Here is a 22,773-nt window from a genome sequence, read left to right on the forward strand (position 1 = left end):
TGCTGCAAAATTCATTTTGTGATGCACTCAACATACCTTGCTATTTGCCCAAATGCAAATACTTTTTGCCCGTAAAGGGCATCATCCTATCCCGAAAGATTCGGGATATAAGCCTGATCTCTGTCAGGCATTTTATGAGTGTCGGAACTCTATTTGAAAGAGACATGAATACTCCATAACGTTTCATGCAGCAAAGTTATATCCTGAAACAATCACCTGAAAATCAATAAGTATAGACAAGTGTAGACACAAGCTGCCACCCCTAGAAAACATAGTGCAAGTATGAAAAAGATAGATTTTATTTGTCGGATAATTGATTGTACAGCAGGATATAGAGCCCTACAGTCAGTCGTACCAAAGGAGGAATCTATGTGCGATTATACAGAGGTAAAAACGTACAATGAAAGGATGGTTGGATCGTACATTTTCAGATACATAAGTAGTGTGTATCGTAAGTAATATCAAACAAACCAATTTACGAAGCAACCAACCTAAGAATGTAAGCCTGTTGCAACCTCCCAACAGAGGAATATCCCAATATACGGTTGGTTGTATGTACCGCTATACAAAGGTTGTTACCTGGAAACAGATATACCACCGAACGAAAGTTGAGACATAAAAATATACGTATCCCCTTGGGTACGGCTATACGAAAAAACGATTGTACCATTTAAAAATTAATTGAAATGAAAAAGAAACCTATTTATGTGGCATTCTCAACCCAAAAGGGTGGAGCCGGAAAGACAACCCTTACTGTATTAGCGGCTTCCTTTTTACACTATGTAAAAGGAAAGAATATCGCAGTGATTGATTGCGATTATCCTCAGTATTCCATTGCAGATATGCGGGAGCGGGATTTTAAGATGTGCGAAAGTGACGAGTATTACAAAGGGATGCTCTACGAACAGTTTACCCGCTTGGAAAACAAAAAAGCCTATCCCATTATTGAGAGCAATACCAAAGAGGCTATTGCTGATGCCGAGCATATGATCCCGCAAGGTGATTTTGATTTTATATTTTTTGATTTGCCGGGAACGCTCAACAATGTTGATTTAATCCATACCCTTGCACGAATGGATTATATTATTGCTCCCATCGCTGCTGATCGTGTAGTGATGGAAAGTACACTTGATTACATGGTAACTGTGCGTGATGATATTATTGGCAGTGGCAAATCTGATATTAAGGAGATCTACCTGCTTTGGAATCTGGTGGACGGACGGGAGAAGTCCGAACTCTACGAAGTGTATGAGGCCGTCATTAACGAGTTGCAATTTACAACCCTGAATACATTTATACCCAATAGCCTGCGATTCCGACGTGAACAATCCGTCAGTCATAAAGCTTTGTTCCGATCTACGCTATTCCCTGTGGATAAGACTCTTGTAAAAGGCAGTAATATAGATGCTCTTTCAGATGAATTGCTTGAAATTTTAAAGTAACACGCTATGGACGAAAAGAAAACCGATACAAGCCTGAACGCTCAGGACATCATCGCACGTACAGGCAGAAGGGAACGCAAGTTACAGGCTTATTCTCCTGAATCTGCACCAATAGAAGTAACTAAGCAAAAAGAGCAAATCGATGAACCAATACAAGTTCCTGCAACAAAAATAAAACAAGATATTCCACGTGAGGAATCTCGGAAACGAAAGGCGAAAGTACAGATAGAAACTGATTATCAGAGCCTTTTTATACATGAGTCGGCTATCGCGGCACGTAGTGGAAAAACGGTTTATATCTGCAAGGAGCATCACGAAAGGATCATTAAGATATTGCACGTGATAGCCAAAAATGATGTTTCCCTGTTCAGTTATATCTACAATGTTTTAGAGCATCATTTCAGTAGCTATCAAGAAGATATAACCGAACTGTATGATAATAATATCGAAAAAATATTTTAATCAAAAAACAATGAAAAATGAAGAAGAGAAAGAAAATTAATAAAAGAACGACTCCTTGCGAGACTTCTAATGTTGTGACTCCAACAGCTGTTCAACAATATGAAACTTGTTTTTTTAAAGAAGTCCAAAGTAGAACCAGAGATCGAAAAGTAGTCTATATCCGAAAGGAATTTCACGAACGTATTATGCGTATTGTACAGGTTATCGGTGAGAATAATTACACCTTGTTCGACTATCTAAGCAATATATTGGAGCATCATTTTGATACCTGTCAGAATGAGATTACCGAACTGTACCGTGAAAAAAACACGGATATATTTTAGCCATGAAACACTATATTATATCAGCCATCCTGCTGTATGCGCTTTTCCTTGTCCTTTACCTGTTTCGGGAGCGGATGATAAAGCGGAGAAAGAACGCGGCAAAAAAGCCTTCTTTCAATCCGTTTCGTGCAGCGCCAAAAGAGGACATCGTGGGCAAAAGTAAATTTGACCTACGCCACTCGCTGCCACAAGCTACCACCTTGATTAATAATGAAAAAGAGACGGAAAAAGCTTCTATATTTGCCGAAGGAACAGAAAAAACGGCCCCGGCGGCAATCCCTTTGGATAAACTGGACGCAGTCTTTTCTAAGGATGATTTATCAGATAAAGATTCAAACGAAATCAATTTCGAGATTGAGAACACTCCCCCCGAATTTGAGCCTGACAATGATTCAGAAGAAATAGACGAAGAGGAAACAGACGAAGAAGATACTGAAGGGAGAGCCGGGGGGGCAATGGCATCGGGGCTTGACTTCAATAATCTGGCAAATATGGTGCGGACGGTGGAAACACCCGATAATGCAACATCCGAAGAAAAAGAAGAAGCCGGACGGGTATTAGTCGAGATACGTAAGACCGATATGTTTGAACAGGTTGTATCGGGTGAACCTAAAAAGAAAGTAGTCGTATCCTCATTGATGGATGACTATTTTGCCGCCTTCCACCGAAAGCAACAAGAAGCTGGAGAATTGGAAGAACCAACAGTCAGAGCACCTAAAGAATTTGATGTACGCAAATTTGCGTAAAGTAATAATAACTAAAAACAAAAGAACATGAAGCAAAGAGATTACGGTTAGCGTGCGTCAGCCTAACAAAACGATCTATGACCGCACCACTAAAAAATCAAAGTTAAACAACATTATTCATTCAGTACAGGGGACTATTCCACCCCCTGTACTATTAATCAAAAAATCGTATGACAAAGAAAAAATTTCTTCTGTCGGCAGCATTTGTTTTGGCTGCCGTTTCAACTGCCTTTGCCCAAGGTAATGGTATCGGAGGTATTACCGAAGCTACCAATATGGTAACTTCCTACTTTGATCCGGGCACAAAACTCATCTATGCTATCGGAGCCGTTGTGGGGCTGATCGGAGGGATAAAAGTCTATAATAAGTTCAGCTCAGGTGACCCAGACACCTCTAAAACAGCCGCTTCGTGGTTTGGTGCGTGTATCTTCCTGATTGTCGCTGCCACTATTCTACGCTCTTTCTTCCTGTAATCTATTTCAAAAACGATACAGAATGGAGTATAATATTAACAAGAGCATTGGCAAGAGCGTAGAATTTAAGGGTTTGAAAGCACAATATCTTTTCATCTTCGCAGGTGGTCTACTGGCTGTATTCATAGTATTTGTCGTTATGTATATGGTCGGAGTAGATCAGTGGATATGTATTGGTTTTGGCGTTATCGCTGCTTCCGCATTGGTATGGCTGACTTTCAACCTGAATGCGAAATACGGAGAACATGGGCTCATGAAGTTGCTAGCCAAACGACAACATCCCCGTTTTCTGATCAATCGCAAAAATTCCCGCCGCTTGTTCCAATACCCTAAAAAGAAGGAGGTCTGGAATGCGTAATACACTAAAAGCAGCTACCATCGAAAGTAAATTTCCTTTGCTTTCGGTTGAACACGACTGCATCATCAGTAAAGATGCGGATATAACGATAGCCTACCGTGTGGATCTGCCGGAACTGTTCACAGTAACAAATACCGAATACGAAGCTATACACTCGGCTTGGACAAAAGCAATCAAGGTTTTGCCCGATTACTCAATTATCCATAAGCAAGATTGGTTCGTCAAAGAGAACTATAAACCTGCTACCGATAAGGAGAATATGAGTTTTCTGTCCCGTTCATTCGAACGTCACTTTAACGAACGTCCTTTTCTGAACCATACTTGTTTTTTGTTTTTGACCAAAACGACAAAGGATAGGATGCGTATGCAAAGCAATTTTTCATCGCTTTGTCGGGGAAACATCATCCCCAAAGAAGTCAATAAGGAAACAGCATTACGATTTATGGAGGCAGTCGGGCAGTTCGAGCGGATCTTAAACGATTCGGGATTTATCACTCTTACACGTATTGTTTCGGACGAGATAACGGGAACTGAAAAAGAGGCGGGGCTGATTGAAAAATACTTTGCCCTCTCATTGGAAGATACCACTTGTCTGGAGGATCTGGAGTTAGGAGCAGACGGATTACGCATCGGCGATAAAACAGTATGTCTGCATACAATTTCGGATGTGGAGGACTTGCCCGGTACAATCGGAACAGATATGCGATATGAAAAGCTATCTACGGATCGTAGTGATTGCCGTCTGTCGTTTGCCTCTCCCGTGGGATTGTTGTTGTCTTGTAACCATGTATATAATCAATACATTTTTCTGGACGATTCGGCAGAGAACCTGCGGCAGTTTGAAAAATCTGCCCGCAATATGCAGTCGCTATCGAAGTACAGTCGAGGAAACCAAATCAATAAAGAATGGATCGACAAGTACCTGAACGAAGCCCATAGTTTCGGGCTTACTTCTGTCAGGGCTCACTTCAATGTGATGGCATGGTCTGACGATGCGGAAGAACTCAAAAATATCCGTAACGATGTGGGTAGCCAATTAGCTCTTATGGAATGTAAACCACGGCACAATACAGTCGATGTCGCTACACTCTATTGGGCAGCCATGCCGGGCAATGCGGGTGATTTTCCGAGTGAAGAAAGTTTCTACACGTTTATAGAACCTGCCTTATGTTTCTTTACAGAGGAAACGAACTACAAGAGTTCTCCGTCGCCTTTTGGTATTAAGATGGCAGATCGGGTAAGCGGAAAACCCATCCATGTGGACATTTCCGACTTACCCATGAAGCAGGGAATTATCACGAACCGCAACAAGTTTATCTTGGGGCCTTCGGGTAGTGGTAAATCCTTTTTTACCAATCATATGTGTCGCCAATATTGGGAACAGGGCACGCACATCGTACTTGTGGATACGGGGAACTCCTATCAGGGGCTTTGCAACTTCATTAATCGTCGTACAAATGGGGAAGATGGGGTGTATTTTACATATACGGAAAAAAATCCCATCTCATTTAATCCATTTTATACCGATGATGGGGTCTTTGATATCGAGAAAAGAGAAAGTATCAAAACCCTGATAATGACTTTGTGGAAGCGAGATAACGAACCTCCAACACGTTCGGAAGAGGTAGCTCTGTCCAATGCAGTGAGCTTGTATATAGAGCGTATCAAAATAGACGAATCGGTTTTGCCATCGTTCAATACGTTCTACGAGTTTGTCAAATTGGACTATGCCGCTATCCTTGATGCCAAACGGGTAAGGGAGAAAGATTTTGATTTAGCCAACTTCCTCAATGTGCTTGAGCCCTATTATAATGGTGGCGAATATGACTTCCTGTTAAACTCTGAAAAACAGCTCGATCTATTATCTAAATGATTCATTGTCTTCGAAATAGATGCCATAAAAGGTGCGCCCGTCAAGGCAGCATAAGAAATGTCCTTTGGCAAGGACTAGGTAAGTGTTCTTTGAAAAACCTATCATCACTCGGCTTATCTGAAAGGGAAATTAACCGGACAGGGAGTGTAGCATGCCGAGAATACCATAAGTCAACCAGTTATCAGGTTGCGACTGAATGGGGAGATGAAAAGACAGTTATGAGGATAAAATCTGCATTGATTGAACGATAATCCAAGCGGTATTATGCGTACCTGCGACGTCAAGATAACTATACTCGTCGTACTGTGATTCACTTTTTCCAGTCTTTGAGGAGGAAGTGCAAGAACTAATCATAGCGCAACTACAATATGTAGTAAAGGATGAAAGTCGTATCCGACACTCTGTCGTGCCAGAGACTATGTATAGTCTCATAGTTCTTCATGTATGCAAACGGGGATTGCCTATACCAGAGTGCCAGTTGTAAGGCTATGGGGATTGCCCCTGAATATCTGGAGTGGTAACGGAGCTTCCGTAGTAGTCCGAGCAGGATAATGACCTGTACATGGCGAAGGGAGGCAGCTAAAGTAGTTTTAATACAATTAACGAAAAATGTGAGAGACATTATGCGAAATTCAGAAAGAGTATTAAACAGTCTTGCGAAACACAGCAAGCTTTCGACCTATAAGTACGAAAGGCTCTATCGTGTTTTGTTCAATGAAGAGATGTATTATGTTGCCTATCAACGCATTTATGCAAAGCCAGGCAATATGACACCAGGTTCTGATAATCAAACCATTGACGGAATGAACCTTACTCGAATTGAAAAACTGATACAATCATTGAAAGATGAGAGTTATCAGCCCCAACCCTCGAAAAGAACGTACATACCAAAGAAAAATGGAAAAGTACGTCCGCTAGGAATACCTGCTTTTGACGATAAGTTAGTACAAGAGGTAATCAGAATGATTCTTGAAGCCATTTATGAAGGAGCATTTAAAAATTGTTCTTATGGTTTTAGACCCAAACGAAGTTGCCATACAGCACTAGCTCATATACAAAAGACATTCAATGGAGCTAAATGGTTTGTTGAAGGGGATATTAAAGGGTTCTTCGATAATATTGACCATGATGTCATGATTGATATTTTGAGAGAGCGCATCTCCGATGAACGATTCATACGCTTGATAAGGAAATTTCTGAATGCAGGGTATATCGAAGATTGGACGTTTCATAAAACCCATAGTGGTACACCGCAAGGTGGTATTGTAAGTCCAATATTGGCTAATATTTATTTAGACAAGTTAGACAAATACATGATGGAATATATCCAAAAGTTCGATAAAGGGGAAAACCGCAAAACTAATAAAGAGCGCATTCAATATGAATATGGGAAACGGCTCGCTGTAGTGAATCTAAAAAGTACAATAGACAAAAATGATAGAAAAATCATTATCAAACAGATCAAAGCTTTTGACAAGGAAAGATCCTTAATCTCATGTGGAGACGAAATGGACAGCGATTATAAAAGGATGAAATATGTGAGATACGCAGATGATTTTCTGATAGGAATAATCGGGAGTAAAGACGATGCAACAAGAATCAAAGAGGATATAAAGAATTTTCTTCAATCCAAACTGAAACTTGAATTGTCGGACGAAAAAACACTGATTACCCATACCGAGAAGTCTGCTAAATTTCTAGGATATGAAATCTATGTTCGCAAGTCCAACCTTACCAAAAGGAGTAGAACAGGTCGTATAAGGAGAGCTTTCAACAAGAAAGTGTATCTAAAACTGACAACGGATGTTATGAAGAATAAGTTGCTTGAATATGGTGTATTAGAAATCAAAATACACAATGGAAAAGAGCAATGGAAACCGAAAGCCCGTGTTCAGTTTATCAATAATGACGACTTAGAAATCTTAGATAGGTACAACTCTGAAATCAGGGGTCTCTACAATTATTATTCAATAGCCAATAACTGTTCGGTAATGAATGCCTTTAAGTACATTATGGAATACAGTATGTATAAAACTTTTGCTTGTAAATATCGGACATCTGTTGTAAAGATATGTCGTAAATACAAGAAGAACAATGTATTTACTGTAGACTTCAAAAACAAGAAAGGTGAAAATAAAATCAGAGTCTTTTACAATGAGGGTTTTAAACGAAAGAACTCCAATTATCATTCATGGGTGGACAATCTCACAGCACCATTTAGTATAAGTACAACTAGTTTGGTTGATAGGCTAAAGGCAAATGTATGTGAGTTATGCGGAGCAACAGATATAAAATTACATATGCATCATGTGAGAAAACTCAAAGGTTTAGATAATAAGAAACCTTGGGAAAGACACATGATTGCAAGACGTCGAAAAACTATTGCACTGTGTCCTAGTTGTCACAAACTGACTGATATTGGAAAGAAAGACTGATACTTTGGCGGAGAGCCGTATACGCTGGAAGGTGTACGTACGGTTCGGAGGCGAGTGCTTGGAAACCAATCATAGTAATATGGTATGGCGCTGGGTGCTTAGCCTACATCACAAAATTTTGTTCCCGATTGTAACGATCATCGTTATGGAAGTTTTCATCAATAAGATGCGTCGTTTACAGGGAATCAGAAAGATGATATTAATTGAGGAAGCTTGGAAGGCAATAGCTAAAGAGGGTATGGCAGAGTATATTAAGTACCTTTTTAAAACTGTTCGAAAATTCTTCGGAGAAGCAATTGTCGTCACTCAGGAGGTGGACGATATTATCGCATCACCTATCGTTAAAGAGTCCATCATCAACAACTCCGATTGTAAAATTCTCTTAGACCAGCGTAAATACATGAACAAATTTGACAGCATCCAAGCTCTCTTGGGGCTGACCGAAAAAGAAAAAAGTCAGGTGCTGTCCATCAATATGTCCAACAATCCGAACCGGAAATATAAGGAAGTATGGTTTGGTTTAGGTGGTGTTCAGTCGGCTGTATATGCAACAGAAGTCTCGCTTGAAGAATATTTTACGTTCACAACGGAAGAGACAGAGAAGCTGGAGGTTGCTAAGAAAACCGCAGAGTTAGATGGTAATATTGAATTGGCTATTAAACAAATAGCAGAAAGTAAACGCAAGTAAAAAGATGAAAAGCCATGTTCAGTCAATGTAATATAACCGATTCTTGTTCCACTTCTACAGATTTTTCCATGCGGGAGATTACGGGGCGTTGGGTAAGTAGAGAAGGTGCACCTGCTATAAGAATATATCGCAATATCTCCCGAAAAGGAGGTGGTATCCGGCTTTGCATTACTTACAACAACCCGCTGGTGGTCTGTGATTGTACGGTCTACAATGTATTTGGTTTGCATTACATTGAACTGTACGAGCGTATCACAATTACTTACAATCGGGAGCAAGAGGTCTTACACCTTTCCGCTTTCGGAGAATATGTCCGGGAGGAGGAACTGACGACAAACTGAGAGTCATCGAGCTTGCTCGAATGACCGAGGTGCGAAGGAAGAAGCCTATAGTGGCAATAGTCCATTAGGGGCTACCTCCGACCTTCGGACGGTAAACGAGTAATAACAATTAAAAATAACGAATATGAAAAAGATACTTTTCTGTCTTATGGCACTCATGGGGCTATGTACCTATCAGGCAAAAGCACAGTGGACAGTGATTGATCCCTCCAATCTGGCACAAAATATATTGACTGTTTCCAAAACAGCCACAACAGCCAGCAATGTGATTAATTCTTTTAAAGAGATGCAGAAAATTTATGATCAGGGAAAACAGTATTACGACAAATTAGAATCAGTACACAATCTGATCAAAGATGCACGCAAAGTGAAGGAAACGGTAGAATTGGTCAGCGAAATATCACAGATCTATTCTTCCAATTTCAACAAGATGTTATCCGATAAAAATTTTAGCGTTAACGAGTTGGAAGCGATATCGAACGGATATGCCAAGCTGTTGAACGAGAGTGGCAATTTGCTTTCGGATATAAAGAATGTCGTTTCCATCTCTAATGGGCTTTCCATGACCGATGCCGAGCGTATGTCAATCATAGATAATATACACGCCAAGATGCTCGAACATCGCAACCTTGTCCGCTATTTTTCCAAGAAAAGCATCTCGGTTTCCTTCATCCGCAGTCAGGAGAAAGGCGATCTGGCGAGAGTGCAAAGTTTGTATGGTAATCCATCCGATAGATATTGGTAATCATGACACTGCTTGCAATAGATTTTGATAACCTGCATCAGCTTCTGCGGAATCTGTATCAGGATATGATGCCCCTTTGTGGTGACATGGTAGGTGTCGCCAAAGGGATAGCCGGACTCGGTGCTCTCTTTTATGTTGCTTCTCGTGTATGGCAAGCCTTAGCACGGGCAGAGCCGATAGACGTATATCCCTTACTAAGACCTTTTGTTATCGGACTCTGTATTATGTTCTTTCCAACTTTTGTCCTCGGTACAATCAACGCTGTTATGTCGCCTGTAGTAAAAGGAACACATACGATATTGGAGACACAAATGACAGATGTAAATGCCCTGCAAGCTGAGAAAGAGCAACTGGAGTATGATGCTAGGTTGCGTGAAGGGAAGGCATGGCTGGTCGATGATGAGGTGTACGACCAAAAGATGAAAGAACTCGGTATTACCGATGCTGCCGAAATTGTAAGTATGTGGGGCGAACGGCTTTGGTATGATATGAAAATCTTTTTTCGGGATTTGGTTCGGGATTTCTTCGAACTGCTATTTAATGCCGCAGCCCTTACGATTGATACCCTGCGAACCTTTTTCTTAGTGGTGCTATCCATCTTAGGGCCGCTGGCATTTGCCCTCTCGGTTTATGATGGTTTTCAATCCACGCTGACCAATTGGATTTCCCGCTACATTTCGATCTATTTGTGGCTACCGATTGCAGACTTGTTCTCAGCACTGCTGTCCAAAATTCAGGCACTTATGCTGCAAATGGATATAGATATGTTGAGAGATCCATCCTATGTGCCGGATGCCAGTAACGGAATATATATCATATTCTTCATCATCGGAATTATAGGATATTTCTCTATTCCGAGTGTTGCAGGTTGGGTTATTCAGGCAGGTGGCGGTAGTGCTACACGTGGAGTAAATACAATGGCGAGTAAAGGGGCTGCAATGGCAGGAGGTGTTGCCGGAGCTGCGGCAGGCAATGTAGCTGGTCGTCTAATGGGGAAGTGAGTCACTTCTGACAATTATTTACACTTTAAATAGAAAATATGGAATTTAAATCATTAAAAAACATAGAAACATCCTTCAAACAGATACGCTTGTTCGGTATTGTCTTTGTCTGTATGTGTGCCGCCATTACGGGTTATTCCGTATGGTCGTCGTACAACTTTTCCGAAGCACAACGTCAGCGTATTTATGTATTAGACGGCGGTAAGTCCTTAATGCTTGCCTTGTCCCAGGATATGACACAAAACAGACCTGTGGAGGCACGAGAGCACGTCAAGCGTTTCCACGAATTGTTTTTCACCCTTTCACCCGATAAGAAAGCCATCGAGAGCAACGTAAACAGGGCATTATTCCTTGTCGATAAGAGTGCTTTCAAATACTATCAGGATATGGCAGAAAAAGGGTATTACAACCGTATCGTGTCGGGGAATATCAATCAAATCGTACAGGTAGATAGCATTGCCTGTGATTTCGATAGTTACCCATACAAAGCGGTAACCTATGCCAAACAAATGATTATTCGGGAGAGTAACGTCACCGAACGCAGTTTAGTAACCCGTTGCAATCTGATCAACTCGGTACGCTCGGACAATAACCCTCACGGTTTCACTATGGAGAAATTCGAAATTGTGGAGAATCGGGATATTCGGATATCGGAAAGGTAGATAAAGCTATGATACGAAAAATAATGAAATACATCAATGAATGGTTGGAGGACGGTCTGCGAGGAATACTCGGCAGGCTGACCCCTGACAGACGGATTATCCTTGTGATAGCAATGTTCCTTGTTTTTGGCGGTCTTTCCATCTACATGACCTTTTCTTCTATTTACAATTTTGGTAAAAACAAGGCAGAAAAGATGCAGATAGAGCAGATCGAATCGCTGAAACTACAATTGGAACAACAGCGAGATAGTATTAACAATCTAAAATCAGTAGAATAATGGAACAGAAAAATTTGAATAAAGGAATACCACCAGAAATGGAGACTATTCCCGAAGAACAGCCATCTGTACCGGAAAATAAATCGGAGGCGAAGAAAGAACCTCATAAGCCACCAAAACAAGAACTTTCAATGGCGGAGAGACAGAAGAGAAAGAAGCTGCTGATCATGCCTCTATTCTTCTTAATCTTTGGTGGTGCGATGTGGCTGATCTTTGCTCCGTCGGATGATGGGAAAGAGCAAGCGGTAGGACTCACGGGATTCAATGCCGAACTACCCGTACCCAAAAACGAAGGTATTGTGGAAGGAAAGCGAGATGCCTACGAGCGAGAAGCGATGCGACAAAAGGAACAGGAGAAAATGAAGTCTTTACAGGATTTCTCATCCATGTTCAACGATACCGAGCAAAGCAATTATGAACAAAAGGACAATGCCTACAATACTTCGCTACAAGTGGAACAGCCCCGAAGTTCAACTCCCCGTGCAATACAATCATCTGCAACTGCTTATCAGGACATCAACAAGCAATTGGGCGATTGGTACGAAAAGCCTTCCGAAACGGATAGGCAATCACAGTCGGCTATGGAACAGCGGATAGAAGAATTGGAGCGAAAGCAAGAAGAAGCAGAAGCGAAAAAAGCAGAAGAGGACGAACAGACCGCCTTGCTTGAAAAGTCCTACCAGATGGCAGCACGCTATATGCCCACTCAGTCAGGAGAGCAACAGTTAGAAGAAACGAACGCCCCACGTACAGGCGATAAGGTCAAGGTACAACCTGTTAGACAAGTGCATCACAATGTTGTATCTCTATTGGCTGCTCCAATGTCTAATGATGAATTTATAGCTTCATACAGCAAGCCCCGAAATATGGGATTTCTCACTGCCGCAGGCAATGAGGGAATACAGGATAAAAACAGCATCCGTGCTTGTGTAAACCAAACCGTAAGCCTGACCAATGGCAAAGAGGTACAACTCCGTCTTTTAGAGCCAATGCGGGCAGGAAATATTTTAATCCCTGCCAATACTTTGGTAACAGGAGCTTGTCGGATTGGTGGCGAACGTCTGGAGGTAATGATCAATTCCATTCAGTATGCAGGAAACATTATTCCGGTTGAACTGCAAGTGTACGATATGGATGGTCAATCCGGGATTTTTGTTCCCAACAACGATGAAGTGAAAGCAGCCAAAGAAGTAGCCTCTACATTGGCATCATCGGCAGGCACAAGCATTATGATTTCGGATAATGCTGGCTCACAACTGGCTGCTGATATGGGCAAAGGTTTGATACAGGGAGCTTCACAATATATCAGTAAAAAGATGAGCGTCGTAAAAGTTACGCTTAAAGCGAATTATAAATTGCTTCTGTTGCCAAAATCAGAATAACAGAATAATAAATGGGTCTGCGACCCCCACTAAAAAATCCATGTTTAACAAATTTAAAATCAAGAATATGAAACGAATATTTTTTATATTAACACTTGCTGTAAGTGTACTTACAGTCCATGCACAAGAAGTATCCCAAGATACCATTGCGGTGCATACCAAACCGACAACGGGTAACTATTATGAGAGTTTTACCCGTCCGCTGACCTTTGATAGAATGATCCCACCTTATGCTCTGGAGGTCACTTTCAACAAAACCGTTCATGTAATATTTCCATCAGCTATTAGATACGTCGATTTAGGGTCGGCGGATCTTCTTGCAGCAAAAGCGGACGGAACGGACAATGTATTGAGAGTGAAGGCTGCTTTGCGGGATTTTTCGCGAGAGAGCAACCTGTCTGTTATTACCGAAGATGGTGCATACTATACTTTTAACGTAAAATATGCGGATGAACCTGTAAAACTATCTGTTGAGATGACTGACTTCTTGCACGATGGCGAAGCTGTCAATCGTCCGAACAATGCTCTTGCGGTTTATATGCAGGAATTGGGACAGGAATCTCCCTTGCTGGTTAAACTGATTATGCAGTTTATACACAAGAACAACGACCGTGAGATAAAGCATATTGGTAGTAAGCGTTTCGGAATACAGCACACACTAAAAGGTATTTATACCCATAACGGACTGTTGTATTTTCATTTGCAACTGAAAAACTCATCCAATGTGCCATTCAATGTGGACTTTATCACATTTAAGATTGTAGATAAAAAAGTAGCCAAACGTACCGCTATTCAAGAGCAGGTGATTTGGCCACTTCGTGCCTACAATAATTTGATGCTGATAGGTGGACAACAAACAGAACGCATGATTTTCACTTTGGCGAAGTTCACAATTCCTGATGACAAAATGTTGGTGGTTGAATTGAACGAACAGGAAGGCGGACGCCATCAGCGATTCACTCTGGATAATGCCGATCTGATTGGTGCGAAAGTTATCAACGAACTTAAAGTGAAATAAAAGTCGCAGACTTTTTTATTAACACATAGACGATATAATTATGAGAAAAACAATAATGTTAATAGTTGTGTTGTGCTTCGCCTTCTCGGGTGGAGCATACGCTCAACGTTCACTGTCGGGTATGCGGGGCATACAACTCACAGGTGGTATGGTGGATGGAATCTATTCGTCCAAAAACGATAATAAAGCGGGGTCCTATTTTGGTGTAGCAATGGCGACTTATGCCAAGAACGGCAACAAATGGGTGTTTGGAGCAGAGTATCTGGAACGCTATTATCCCTATCGGGAAAAACGATTACCAATAGCTCAGTTCACAGCAGAAGGAGGTTATTACTACAATTTTCTGACTGATCCGTCCAAAACAGTTTTCCTTTCTTTGGGTGTTTCTGCCCTTGCTGGCTATGAAACATCGAATTGGGGCGAAAAAACTTTATATGATGGCTCTACACTCCAACATAAGGATGCTTTCATCTATGGTGGGGCTATCACATTAGAGATTGAAACATACCTGACTGACCGTGTTGTGTTGCTTGTTACAGGGCGGGAACGCATCTTGTGGGGCAATTCTACGGGACACTTTCATGGGCAGTTTGGTGTAGGAGTCAAATTTATAATTAATTAGGAGACAATACAAAATGAAAAAAATAAAAACTTTCTTCGGAATAACAGCGTGGCTGGCAGTGATAATGCTGCTGGTCTCAGCCTGTAGTAGCGATATGGATATTAATAAGGTTTACGCATTTGATCTGGTTTGTATGCCAGTTCAGAAAAAAATCGTTCAGGGAGAGGTGGCGGAAATCCGTGCACAGATTGTAAAGGAAGGTAACTTTCAAGATTCTAAATTCTATATACGCTATTTTCAGGTAGATGGCAAAGGTCTATTACAACTCGATAATGGAACTATATTGCTACCAAATGACTTGTATCTTTTGGAAAAGGAAACGTTTCGAATGTATTACACTTCTCATTGCACCGACCAACAAGTGATAGATGTCTATATCGAAGATAGTTTCGGGCAGGTGGTTCAAAAGACGTTTTCTTTCCAGAACGACAGGGGAGATGAAGAAGAGCCACCCACTAATATAGAATAGCCATGATGACGATGATGGTAATTTCATACATAGTTACTTGGATAAATATGATTTATACCTATGTAACTGCTCCTACAGATGTGGAACTGTGGGGTGAAGAAATTGAATAGTTAACAACCAGATAAACGCTCGAAGATTCTTTGGGCGTTTGTCCTATATAAGACTTGACAATGAAATATATAATAACCCTATTGATAGCGTTACTTCATCTATCAGTATCGGCACAACAGATCAATTCATCGAATAGAAAATCACAAATAGAGAAATGTATGAGGCCAATTTATTCCATAACAGAATTTTGGAAGATAGCAGATTCCTTACAGATGACTATTGAAGAATTGTCCGACTTTCCTGTAATATTTCCGATTAAAAAGGTACAACATATCTCATCAGGGTTCGGGATGCGGAAGCACCCATGCTATAAAAAACGAAAATTCCATACTGGAATTGATATTCCGAAAGCTAAAGGAACTCCGGTTTATGCTACTGGAAACGGAATAGTGACCGCCACAGGTTACGATTCAGGCTATGGCTATTTTATAGAGATTCAGCACGCTGGAGGTTTTCGTTCATTTTATGCACATTTAAGTAGAATATTGGTAAATGTGGGGGATAAAGTAAGTATTACTCAACAGATAGCTTGTGTTGGTAATACGGGAGTAACAACGGGTAGCCACTTGCATTATGAGATAAGGAAAGGCAAGCGTTATTTGAATCCGATAGGTTGGTGTTATTTGATGTTTAAATACTTGAATGATGTTTCCTTATCGAATAAAAACACTAAAATTATAGATGAAATATTACTGCCCGAATATCTAAAATTAACAAAAATAACTACCTTTGGAATAAATCAATAGCTTATGAACTACATACAGAAAAATCTACAATCCGGGGAAGAAATTAAATATGTTGCAAAACTGCATTTTTTCCTATTCGTACAACCAATTATATTGTTGCTTATCGGTGCTTTTTTAGCATCAAGTCCTAAAGAAATATCAGCTATGACTCATTATGCAGGCTTGTTGATTTTGTTCTTTGGAATTGTGTCTCTATTATCAAGAGTACTAATAAAAGTAGGTTCTTCCTATGCAGTAACTAACAAACGAGTGGTACTCAAAACGGGAGTAATCAGCCGAAGAGCTGTAGATCTTGTATTAGCCAAATGTGAGGGTCTACACATAAAACAGAGTATTTTAGGTAGGATATTCAACTTTGGTACAATTACAGTCACAACAGGAGGTATTTCCAGTTCATATCCGTATATAGCTGATCCAATGGTCTTCAAGCGAGAGATAAATACACAGATAGGATAATTGTTTGAATAGATAATTTTTATAATTTTGTGACAGGATATGCCGTATGTAAGAAACGGTATATATAGTAAGACATATTAGAAAAGAGCGTTTAGCTTTTTCCGTGCAACCGAAAACTGGTAATTTTTAATGCAACGGGAATAAGGTTAAATGCCTGTGCTATGTATATGGCGCGGGCTTAACTTATTTCGTTGCAGGGTATACCAGTACCTCGGTTGTGGATAGGTTGATGTCCCGCGTTTTTTCATTATTGATTAAGGTTGCAGGGGCAGCAGCCGGGTAAAATTGCTAAACTATGAACCATGTTAGAACCACTATGACACTTGGGTGTGCCGTAGAATTTACTCAGGCGCTCGATGTCCTTAACCGAAGTATCTTTGAGATTGAAAAAATGTATTGCCTTAACCTCCGTCTGCTACTTGTTGATGATGTATTGATGGCCGAAATAGAAAACAACCGTGCTACGACCTGTTGTGCTCTCGACGAAAATCTTGTGTGCATTTGCTGTACGATGTTTTGTAATGACGATAACGATCTTAACGATTGTGTAAAATACTGTAATCTCAATTACCGTTCTTTGAGTTACAACCGCTGGGCATTGCAAAATTGCGATATAAATCATATTTCCGGTAAAGAACCCTGTCTGATATTTATTCCCAAAGACAGGCCAGGGTTTCAGGTCGACTCCAATTAAAGAAATAATTTCTGTTGAAAACCCGTTTTTATTAGAATAATCAAGCTTTCAAAGTAAAAATACCTGTCTGCCTTTTTATTTTTAGACAAACAGGTATCGGCAGGTCTTTTGTTTCTTTTCTTCCGCAGGGGATTGGCGGCTCAAGAGAAAAGAAGCGGCGGAAATTTCTCTCCGCCGTCAAGTCTTTGATTTATGTTTTAGTCCTTCTAATTGTCGGAGCATAAATATGTAGTTTTCTCCAACTGTATGCCCCGAATCCATCCGAAATGGACTACTACGGCATAATTTGCATTGCTTGATGGTCTTATTCAAATTTGTCACATCGATTATCTTCCCTGTTATATCTTTAATTTTCATTGTCTTTAATTTCTGATTTAAATACATACCAACTATCTCTATAATTCTCACCAATAAGATTAAAAGCTCCTGCCAGATTGCTACTTTGAGCAAATTTGTTGGCTTCCAAAATAGATTTGAACTCTCCCAATTTTCGGAAGCCAACAAACAAGGATTAAATAATTTCTTTCATTATGCTGCTAATCTATCTTCTATCAATGATATATTTTGTTCTACAAGTTGAATTATCTTGTTGTGGTGCTTGGTATTCTTGTTACATACTCCACGGCTTTGAATAACTTTTAGTTGAGATATTGAGACTTCAATGGTTTCAATACGTTTGCTATTAATACAAGCCGAAAGTATTAGCGAATCAGCTTTTGAGTGATAGCCTGCTACGCAATGGTGCATAGCTTGTCCTTCTGCAATTATTTCTGCTACACTTTCCAATACACGAATACTGATAGTACCATCCGAAAATACAAGTCCAAAAAATCTTGCTTTGGCTTCTCTGTATCGGTTTCTTTTGCAAGCTGTTTTTCGATTTCTGCTTGTGCATCGGCTTTGGTTCTCTTGATAACATATCGGTCATGTTCTGCTTTAAGATTGGTCGGGCAAACATATTTTGCATTGTGCAGGTCTTTCTTAAAGAGTCGGAGCATATCTATATAGTCGCACCAAAGAACCGCATTTTTAATTTTATATTTATTTCGGATAGCTATTTTGATAGATTGCCAATAATTGTCGATGTTTTTCCAACCCATATTCATAATACGTTCCAATAACTTGGTATATCCTGCTTTGATGAGTGTTTCTGCTCTGCTGTCACTCAATAGGGTGCGGAATAGGTCTAATTGTTTTTGTCCGTACAATGCTTTTTTATATCCTGCTCTTTTTAGTTCGGGTATAATTTTTTGACGTGGATAAACTTCTCCCATACTTCCTATTTTGTCATAGACATTTATACAAAATTTATTGTTGCTATTCTCGTTTCTCAACTCTATCGGAGTATGAAATATCCATGAATCAATACAGCATGTTCCCATAGTTTGGCGAAGTCGGGCAAAAGTGTAATATTTCCCATCGGAAGCAATCCAACGTTGCATTACCTCCGAATAGCTGAGTTTTGTGGATTCTCCTATCTTCGATTTGTAACTGAACATGATGGTGCGTATGACTTGATAACCTTTATGTGCTGTGATGATATTCAGATAATAGCTATCGACAAACGTGCGTTTCTTGGTCGTTTTAACGATTAGTTTTGATTGACAATTTGGGCACTCGCAACCCAATAAGGTTATTGCCAGTTCTCCCATCCCTTCAAACGAATGTCCACACTTGGTACAAGTAATCATCCCTTTGTCAGTTCTTCGTCCAACATATTGGATAGCGTGGTCGTATCCCCATTGGATTTGCTTTTTCGTAAGGTTGGGTAGTGTTTGACTTGCTTCTACTACTTGTTTTTGAAGTTTATTCTTTGGTTTCATAGGTCGATAATTTAAAAATCAAACAGACTTGGTTGAATTGTTAATGCTACTTTTTTGGCTTTCTTAGTTGGTTGTGTCATCTTTCGGTAGGCTTCGTCCTGTGCCTTTTGCATAGCATCTTGTCGTGCTTGCTCCTTTTCTTCGGCTGTCAATACCACCACATGGTTGACAGCAATTTGTGCATTGTGCATCAGTTTACCGATTTCGATGTTATCTTCGTCATAGAAATGTACCGCCATGCCAAATATCTCATCATCGTGAAAACCATTGCAACCGCTTTTCTGTACTTGGTTCAGAATGTAGGTTATGCAGTCCTCTAACTTCTTTTCGGGTAAGGAATAACGGAACGAAAAAAGTAAATCTATTTCGGCACGTTTGTCTAAATATGCCTTTATCGTATTTTGAAAATGATTTGTTGATTTCATAATTTGGAATATTGTGGGGCAGGGTTACCGCCCCTTGTTAGTTGATGATTAATTCAATCCGAAATAGTATGCTAAGCGTTGCTCCTGCGATTTTGAGAATATCCATCCTGCCAATCTTTTGCCATTGAAGGTCAATCGGCTGTTGAATTTTCCTCCCATTGCTTTGAGTTCGTCTTTGATGGCTCTTGTTTCTCCAAATACTGCTACGGCTTTGGCTGAGTAGTCTACCAATGTACAATTGGCTTTGCTTGTGCCGTTGTTTCCGCTTGGTGGTGGCACATCATCATTCTTCTTGATACGGATATTATTTTCATCTCCTGCGGTGTAGGCAAATTCTTTGATTGTACTTTCTCTTTGGTAGATAGGACATTTCTCTATTATCCATCCGCTATATTTGCTTTCGCCTAAATAGTACCCTGCACCCATTGAGTATTTTTCCCGATGTTCGTAATCTGCATTATATTCTGCTAAATAGGCTGTTCCCTCGAAGTTGGATGCGTGTTTTCGCATTTCAGAAAAGATGTCTCTTTTGTGAGTAGAAAAGCCAAGAATAACAGTTCGTGTTGTTCTTGATGCGAAGTAGTCGGTTTGGCTGTCGCTCTCGTCTCGTTTGAGTCGTGCCACAATAACGCCCAAAGCATTTTCGGGGAGTATCTCGGCGAAACGTTTGCTCCCGATTGCTTTAACTTCCTCTACTCGGATGCGTTCTTTTTCTTCCTCGTTTGCTTCTGCATTAGCTTTGGCTTGTGCTTCTTGCAAAAGGATTGCTACTTCAAAACTGTCCATAAATTGAGGGTTGTCGCTGTCGTAATAGAACCCAATGCCAAATTTTTCCTTCAATGGTCGGATAATGTCGGCAGTATGAAAATCCTTTGTCGTTAGGTTTATCAATTTGTAAGTGATTCCCCATTGATTTTTTGTAATGTCGTACACTACATAGCTGTGATAGCTATACCCCTCCATTTGGATAACTTGGTTAACTTCTACTACTTGCACCGCTCTGTCTATTTCTTTGTTCGCACCTAATAAAAATACTTTGCTCATAATTCTAAGTTTTAATGTTTACAAATAAGTCAGCATGAGATAAATAAGAGTGATTACAGCACCCAACATCAGCAAGCAGGAGAGAATGCCCCGAATCACATCATAGAAGAGATACAAGCCCACCAAAGCCCAAATAAACCCTGCTCCCCATAAGGAGTAACCCACGATAATTAAGACTATTTTCAAAACCCAACCTATGCTAATTGGAAGGTAGGAGGATCGTTGTTTCTTATTTTTTTCTGCCGTTTGTTTCATAATTTCTGACCTTTTTTTTAACGCTATGCCGTATCGGAGCCGGTGAGGAGTATTCGAGTTTCAGAAGCTTAAAAAAGGGTAGTGTTTAGCTGTGCAAGGTTTTGACGAATAAATACGCTCGCCCGGATAGAACCAAAGAAGGGAAAAAGGAAGATTTTTCGCCAAACCCTTTAGGGCTTGACCTTGCGGCAGAGTGAAGAACACGGAAATACCTTTGCGACTGAAATCGAATACTCATTAGGCTCCGATGTCATTTCGCTCAATGGGGAAGAAATTATGAAACAGGCAGGAAAAATACCGTTTACTCTTTCTTGAAGCTATCTAAAGAGTAAAAAACACGTTTTGGGTATAGACAAGTACAGCCTAAAGCTATCAGTCTGTAAATTAATTATGTATGCTGTATTTTAATGACTTGTATTTGCTATCCCCGTAATCATAGTATAAACAAAAAAAGTAAATTACTATGGAGATAATGTATATTGAAGCCCGAACATTCGAGGCGATGATGACGCAGTTTGGACTGTTTGTCCATAAAGTGAACAAGCTATGTGAACGGCATAGAAGTAAAGGGCTTGAATATTGGATAGAACCTATATCCAAGAGTTGAAATAATGTTCATACGGCTACAACTAGAAACAGGCTTCGGAATGAACACAGAGCCTGTTTTTTTATGGTTTACGTCCTACATTAGTTAAGTATTGTATTTTGCGTCAATAATAGAGACATTGTTGTTGCTTCAGATCTGCTAGATCTATCAATGATCCACTTACGAAAAATATTCGCTTTGGCTGGCATCCTAAAAGCAATAGTACTTATTGTATTAAATTATCAATAGTCAGTTTTTTATAGTTTTGGGTCGTTCCACTCATCGACTGATCTCCAGCACAAATACTTAATTTCTCAATAGAACGAATATTCTTCTTTGTGGCTTGATAGAGGATTTCAAAAAATTCGGCAATGTTTGTAATATTCATTCTAACATTTCTTGGAACATGTATTGCTCCATTATTACTTATCTTTATTTTTGTATTTTTCATAGCTCTATCAGTTGAGTTGCTTTATTACTAATAGCTTTTCTTCGTTCCATCAGTTTGTCCATATTTTCCGAGATTTTATCATCAGTCACTTTCGAGTAGATTTGTGTACTCGAAATATTGGTATGTCTCATCATTTTGCTAATACTCTCAATCGGAATACCAGCTGATAACATAAGCGTTCCGAACGAGTGTCGGGCTGTATCGTAGCTGAGATTCTCCTTGATTCCTAAAGTAAAGCCTATCTCATGAACTTCAAACCAGATCTGATCCGTAGCTACTGAAATTATGGTGCTCATCCAATTGCTAAAAGTTGGCTAGCAGCTCAAACTGGTTCAATATTCGAAATCTTTGGTACGTTTTTTGAAATTGGTTTCTACTTCGGATTCTATTTCCTGCATGGTTTTCTTTTTACCTTTCGAAATCCATTCCAACAACTCATCTTCAAAGAAGTATAGTTTCTTGCCGTTCTTATAACAGGGGAGTTGTCGTTTACGTACAAGTGTATAAATGGTTGGTTTAGCTTTACCTATTATTTGACAAGCTTCATCAATGCCTATTGGTACTCGTTTTTTAGAAACGACAGCTGTTTGTCCTTTTTCTACTAAAGATTTGATTTCGGCTATTTCGTTAGCTAATTGGGCTACTGCCTTGGGCAGATTTTCAAAAGTAATTTCATTCGTACTCATAACAATTGTTTTTAATGGTTATGGTGCAAATGAAAAAAGTGTTTCAGCTGTGTTTCAGAACACTGAAGAAACACGTTGAAAACACTAAGAATGGTATTCGATTGTAATTGTTAGCGTTGCTATCAATAAAAAAGAAGCCCTGAATAGCGCTTCTTTTGGTATATCTTACTAGAATGTT

Annotated in this window: 29 protein-coding genes and 3 pseudogenes; 24 read left to right on the plus strand and 8 right to left on the minus strand. The window is 39.9% G+C overall.

All coding sequences use genetic code 11. From position 1 onward, the window contains the following. Window positions 1-282 precede the first annotated feature (282 nt). From IR022_RS14475 to IR022_RS14580, 23 genes and pseudogenes are all read left to right on the plus strand, one after another. Window positions 283-459 carry a hypothetical protein gene (locus IR022_RS14475; RefSeq protein WP_194204257.1) on the plus strand — a complete coding sequence of 59 codons (177 nt, stop codon included), beginning with the start codon at window positions 283-285 and terminating at the stop codon, window positions 457-459. Window positions 460-686: 227 nt separating this feature from the next. Then, window positions 687-1,442, plus strand: coding sequence for a ParA family protein (locus IR022_RS14480; protein ID WP_194204258.1), 756 nt, complete (start codon window positions 687-689; stop codon window positions 1,440-1,442). A gap of 6 nt (window positions 1,443-1,448) precedes the next feature. Then, the gene (locus tag IR022_RS14485) at window positions 1,449-1,904 is read left to right on the plus strand and encodes a DUF3408 domain-containing protein (protein WP_194204259.1); all 456 of its coding nucleotides are present in this window, start codon (window positions 1,449-1,451) and stop codon (window positions 1,902-1,904) included. A 17-nt stretch (window positions 1,905-1,921) separates the two neighbouring features. After that, window positions 1,922-2,227, plus strand: a complete 306-nt coding sequence (locus tag IR022_RS14490) for a DUF3408 domain-containing protein (protein ID WP_194204260.1) — start codon at window positions 1,922-1,924, stop codon at window positions 2,225-2,227. Then, the gene (locus tag IR022_RS20070) at window positions 2,202-2,390 is read left to right on the plus strand and encodes a hypothetical protein (protein WP_242053277.1); all 189 of its coding nucleotides are present in this window, start codon (window positions 2,202-2,204) and stop codon (window positions 2,388-2,390) included. The genes IR022_RS14490 and IR022_RS20070 overlap by 26 nt, the downstream gene beginning before the upstream one ends. Then, window positions 2,377-2,973, plus strand: a complete 597-nt coding sequence (locus IR022_RS14495) for a hypothetical protein (protein ID WP_317174080.1) — start codon at window positions 2,377-2,379, stop codon at window positions 2,971-2,973. Before IR022_RS20070 ends, IR022_RS14495 begins: the two co-directional genes overlap by 14 nt. A 170-nt stretch (window positions 2,974-3,143) precedes the next feature. Continuing rightward, entirely contained in the window at window positions 3,144-3,446 is a 303-nt protein-coding gene (locus IR022_RS14500) for a DUF4134 domain-containing protein (protein WP_194204262.1), read from the plus strand. Window positions 3,447-3,468: 22 nt separating this feature from the next. Then, window positions 3,469-3,804: a DUF4133 domain-containing protein gene (locus tag IR022_RS14505; RefSeq protein ID WP_194204296.1), complete on the plus strand. Its 336-nt coding sequence runs from the start codon at window positions 3,469-3,471 to the stop codon at window positions 3,802-3,804. Then, window positions 3,797-5,677, plus strand: coding sequence for a TraG family conjugative transposon ATPase (locus IR022_RS14510; protein ID WP_317174081.1), 1,881 nt, complete (start codon window positions 3,797-3,799; stop codon window positions 5,675-5,677). Before IR022_RS14505 ends, IR022_RS14510 begins: the two co-directional genes overlap by 8 nt. 623 nt (window positions 5,678-6,300) lie before the next feature. Then, a complete protein-coding gene (gene ltrA / locus IR022_RS14515) occupies window positions 6,301-8,112 on the plus strand; it encodes a group II intron reverse transcriptase/maturase (protein ID WP_194204263.1) in 1,812 nt (603 codons plus the stop codon). Between the two features lie 109 nt (window positions 8,113-8,221). Next, a pseudogene (locus tag IR022_RS14520) lies at window positions 8,222-8,800 on the plus strand (TraG family conjugative transposon ATPase); the annotation flags it as partial. Window positions 8,801-8,814: 14 nt separating this feature from the next. Then, window positions 8,815-9,141, plus strand: a complete 327-nt coding sequence (locus IR022_RS14525) for a DUF3876 domain-containing protein (RefSeq protein ID WP_194204264.1) — start codon at window positions 8,815-8,817, stop codon at window positions 9,139-9,141. Between the two features lie 124 nt (window positions 9,142-9,265). Further along, the gene (locus IR022_RS14530; RefSeq protein WP_194204265.1) at window positions 9,266-9,886 is read left to right on the plus strand and encodes a DUF4141 domain-containing protein; all 621 of its coding nucleotides are present in this window, start codon (window positions 9,266-9,268) and stop codon (window positions 9,884-9,886) included. 2 nt (window positions 9,887-9,888) lie between these two features. Further along, window positions 9,889-10,887 (plus strand): conjugative transposon protein TraJ, encoded by a 999-nt coding sequence (gene traJ / locus IR022_RS14535; RefSeq protein WP_194204266.1) that lies wholly within the window; start codon window positions 9,889-9,891, stop codon window positions 10,885-10,887. Window positions 10,888-10,925: 38 nt separating this feature from the next. Next, window positions 10,926-11,549 carry a conjugative transposon protein TraK gene (traK, locus tag IR022_RS14540; RefSeq protein WP_194204267.1) on the plus strand — a complete coding sequence of 208 codons (624 nt, stop codon included), beginning with the start codon at window positions 10,926-10,928 and terminating at the stop codon, window positions 11,547-11,549. 8 nt (window positions 11,550-11,557) lie between these two features. Then, window positions 11,558-11,827: a TraL conjugative transposon family protein gene (locus IR022_RS14545; RefSeq protein WP_194204268.1), complete on the plus strand. Its 270-nt coding sequence runs from the start codon at window positions 11,558-11,560 to the stop codon at window positions 11,825-11,827. After that, complete coding sequence (gene traM, locus IR022_RS14550; RefSeq protein ID WP_194204269.1) at window positions 11,827-13,209, plus strand: conjugative transposon protein TraM; 1,383 nt, start codon at window positions 11,827-11,829, stop codon at window positions 13,207-13,209. The genes IR022_RS14545 and traM overlap by 1 nt, the downstream gene beginning before the upstream one ends. Window positions 13,210-13,276: 67 nt before the next feature. Then, window positions 13,277-14,227 carry a conjugative transposon protein TraN gene (gene traN / locus IR022_RS14555; RefSeq protein WP_194204270.1) on the plus strand — a complete coding sequence of 317 codons (951 nt, stop codon included), beginning with the start codon at window positions 13,277-13,279 and terminating at the stop codon, window positions 14,225-14,227. A 40-nt stretch (window positions 14,228-14,267) separates the two neighbouring features. Next, window positions 14,268-14,849, plus strand: a complete 582-nt coding sequence (locus tag IR022_RS14560) for a conjugal transfer protein TraO (protein WP_194204271.1) — start codon at window positions 14,268-14,270, stop codon at window positions 14,847-14,849. A gap of 13 nt (window positions 14,850-14,862) precedes the next feature. Continuing rightward, window positions 14,863-15,318: a DUF3872 domain-containing protein gene (locus IR022_RS14565; protein ID WP_194204272.1), complete on the plus strand. Its 456-nt coding sequence runs from the start codon at window positions 14,863-14,865 to the stop codon at window positions 15,316-15,318. Window positions 15,319-15,488: 170 nt separating this feature from the next. Beyond that, complete coding sequence (locus tag IR022_RS14570; RefSeq protein ID WP_194204273.1) at window positions 15,489-16,175, plus strand: M23 family metallopeptidase; 687 nt, start codon at window positions 15,489-15,491, stop codon at window positions 16,173-16,175. 3 nt (window positions 16,176-16,178) lie between these two features. Then, window positions 16,179-16,631, plus strand: a complete 453-nt coding sequence (locus tag IR022_RS14575) for a PH domain-containing protein (RefSeq protein ID WP_194204274.1) — start codon at window positions 16,179-16,181, stop codon at window positions 16,629-16,631. A gap of 295 nt (window positions 16,632-16,926) precedes the next feature. Further along, entirely contained in the window at window positions 16,927-17,325 is a 399-nt protein-coding gene (locus IR022_RS14580) for a hypothetical protein (protein WP_194204275.1), read from the plus strand. 177 nt (window positions 17,326-17,502) lie between these two features. On the opposite strand, the gene IR022_RS14585 is transcribed toward IR022_RS14580, so the two are convergent. The 5 genes and pseudogenes from IR022_RS14585 to IR022_RS14605 form a co-directional block, all read right to left on the minus strand. Beyond that, window positions 17,503-17,682, minus strand: coding sequence for an NADH-quinone oxidoreductase subunit F (locus IR022_RS14585; protein ID WP_194204276.1), 180 nt, complete (start codon window positions 17,680-17,682; stop codon window positions 17,503-17,505). A gap of 171 nt (window positions 17,683-17,853) precedes the next feature. Continuing rightward, window positions 17,854-19,148: pseudogene (locus IR022_RS20275) on the minus strand (PcfJ domain-containing protein). A gap of 11 nt (window positions 19,149-19,159) precedes the next feature. Further along, a complete protein-coding gene (locus IR022_RS14595; RefSeq protein WP_194204277.1) occupies window positions 19,160-19,573 on the minus strand; it encodes a PcfK-like family protein in 414 nt (137 codons plus the stop codon). Window positions 19,574-19,621: 48 nt separating this feature from the next. Continuing rightward, on the minus strand, window positions 19,622-20,617 hold the full coding sequence (locus IR022_RS14600; protein ID WP_194204278.1) for a fusion protein: 996 nt from the start codon (window positions 20,615-20,617) through the stop codon (window positions 19,622-19,624). A gap of 18 nt (window positions 20,618-20,635) precedes the next feature. After that, on the minus strand, window positions 20,636-20,872 hold the full coding sequence (locus IR022_RS14605; RefSeq protein ID WP_194204279.1) for a hypothetical protein: 237 nt from the start codon (window positions 20,870-20,872) through the stop codon (window positions 20,636-20,638). A 463-nt stretch (window positions 20,873-21,335) separates the two neighbouring features. Here IR022_RS14605 and IR022_RS14610 point away from each other — a divergent pair, with 463 nt between their 5' ends. Beyond that, complete coding sequence (locus IR022_RS14610) at window positions 21,336-21,479, plus strand: hypothetical protein (RefSeq protein WP_242053273.1); 144 nt, start codon at window positions 21,336-21,338, stop codon at window positions 21,477-21,479. A gap of 205 nt (window positions 21,480-21,684) precedes the next feature. Here IR022_RS14610 and IR022_RS14615 read toward each other — a convergent pair whose 3' ends face one another. The 3 genes and pseudogenes from IR022_RS14615 to IR022_RS14625 form a co-directional block, all read right to left on the minus strand. Further along, on the minus strand, window positions 21,685-21,909 hold the full coding sequence (locus tag IR022_RS14615; protein WP_194204280.1) for a hypothetical protein: 225 nt from the start codon (window positions 21,907-21,909) through the stop codon (window positions 21,685-21,687). Then, window positions 21,906-22,178: pseudogene (locus IR022_RS14620) on the minus strand (tyrosine-type recombinase/integrase); the annotation flags it as partial. The pseudogene IR022_RS14620 and the gene IR022_RS14615, both read right to left, overlap by 4 nt. Before the next feature lie 63 nt (window positions 22,179-22,241). Next, a complete protein-coding gene (locus IR022_RS14625) occupies window positions 22,242-22,595 on the minus strand; it encodes a helix-turn-helix domain-containing protein (protein WP_194204281.1) in 354 nt (117 codons plus the stop codon). Window positions 22,596-22,773: the final 178 nt, after the last annotated feature.

Origin of the sequence: Dysgonomonas sp. GY617, assembly GCF_015233815.1 — a bacterium.
In the GTDB taxonomy this organism is placed as follows: domain Bacteria; phylum Bacteroidota; class Bacteroidia; order Bacteroidales; family Dysgonomonadaceae; genus Dysgonomonas_A.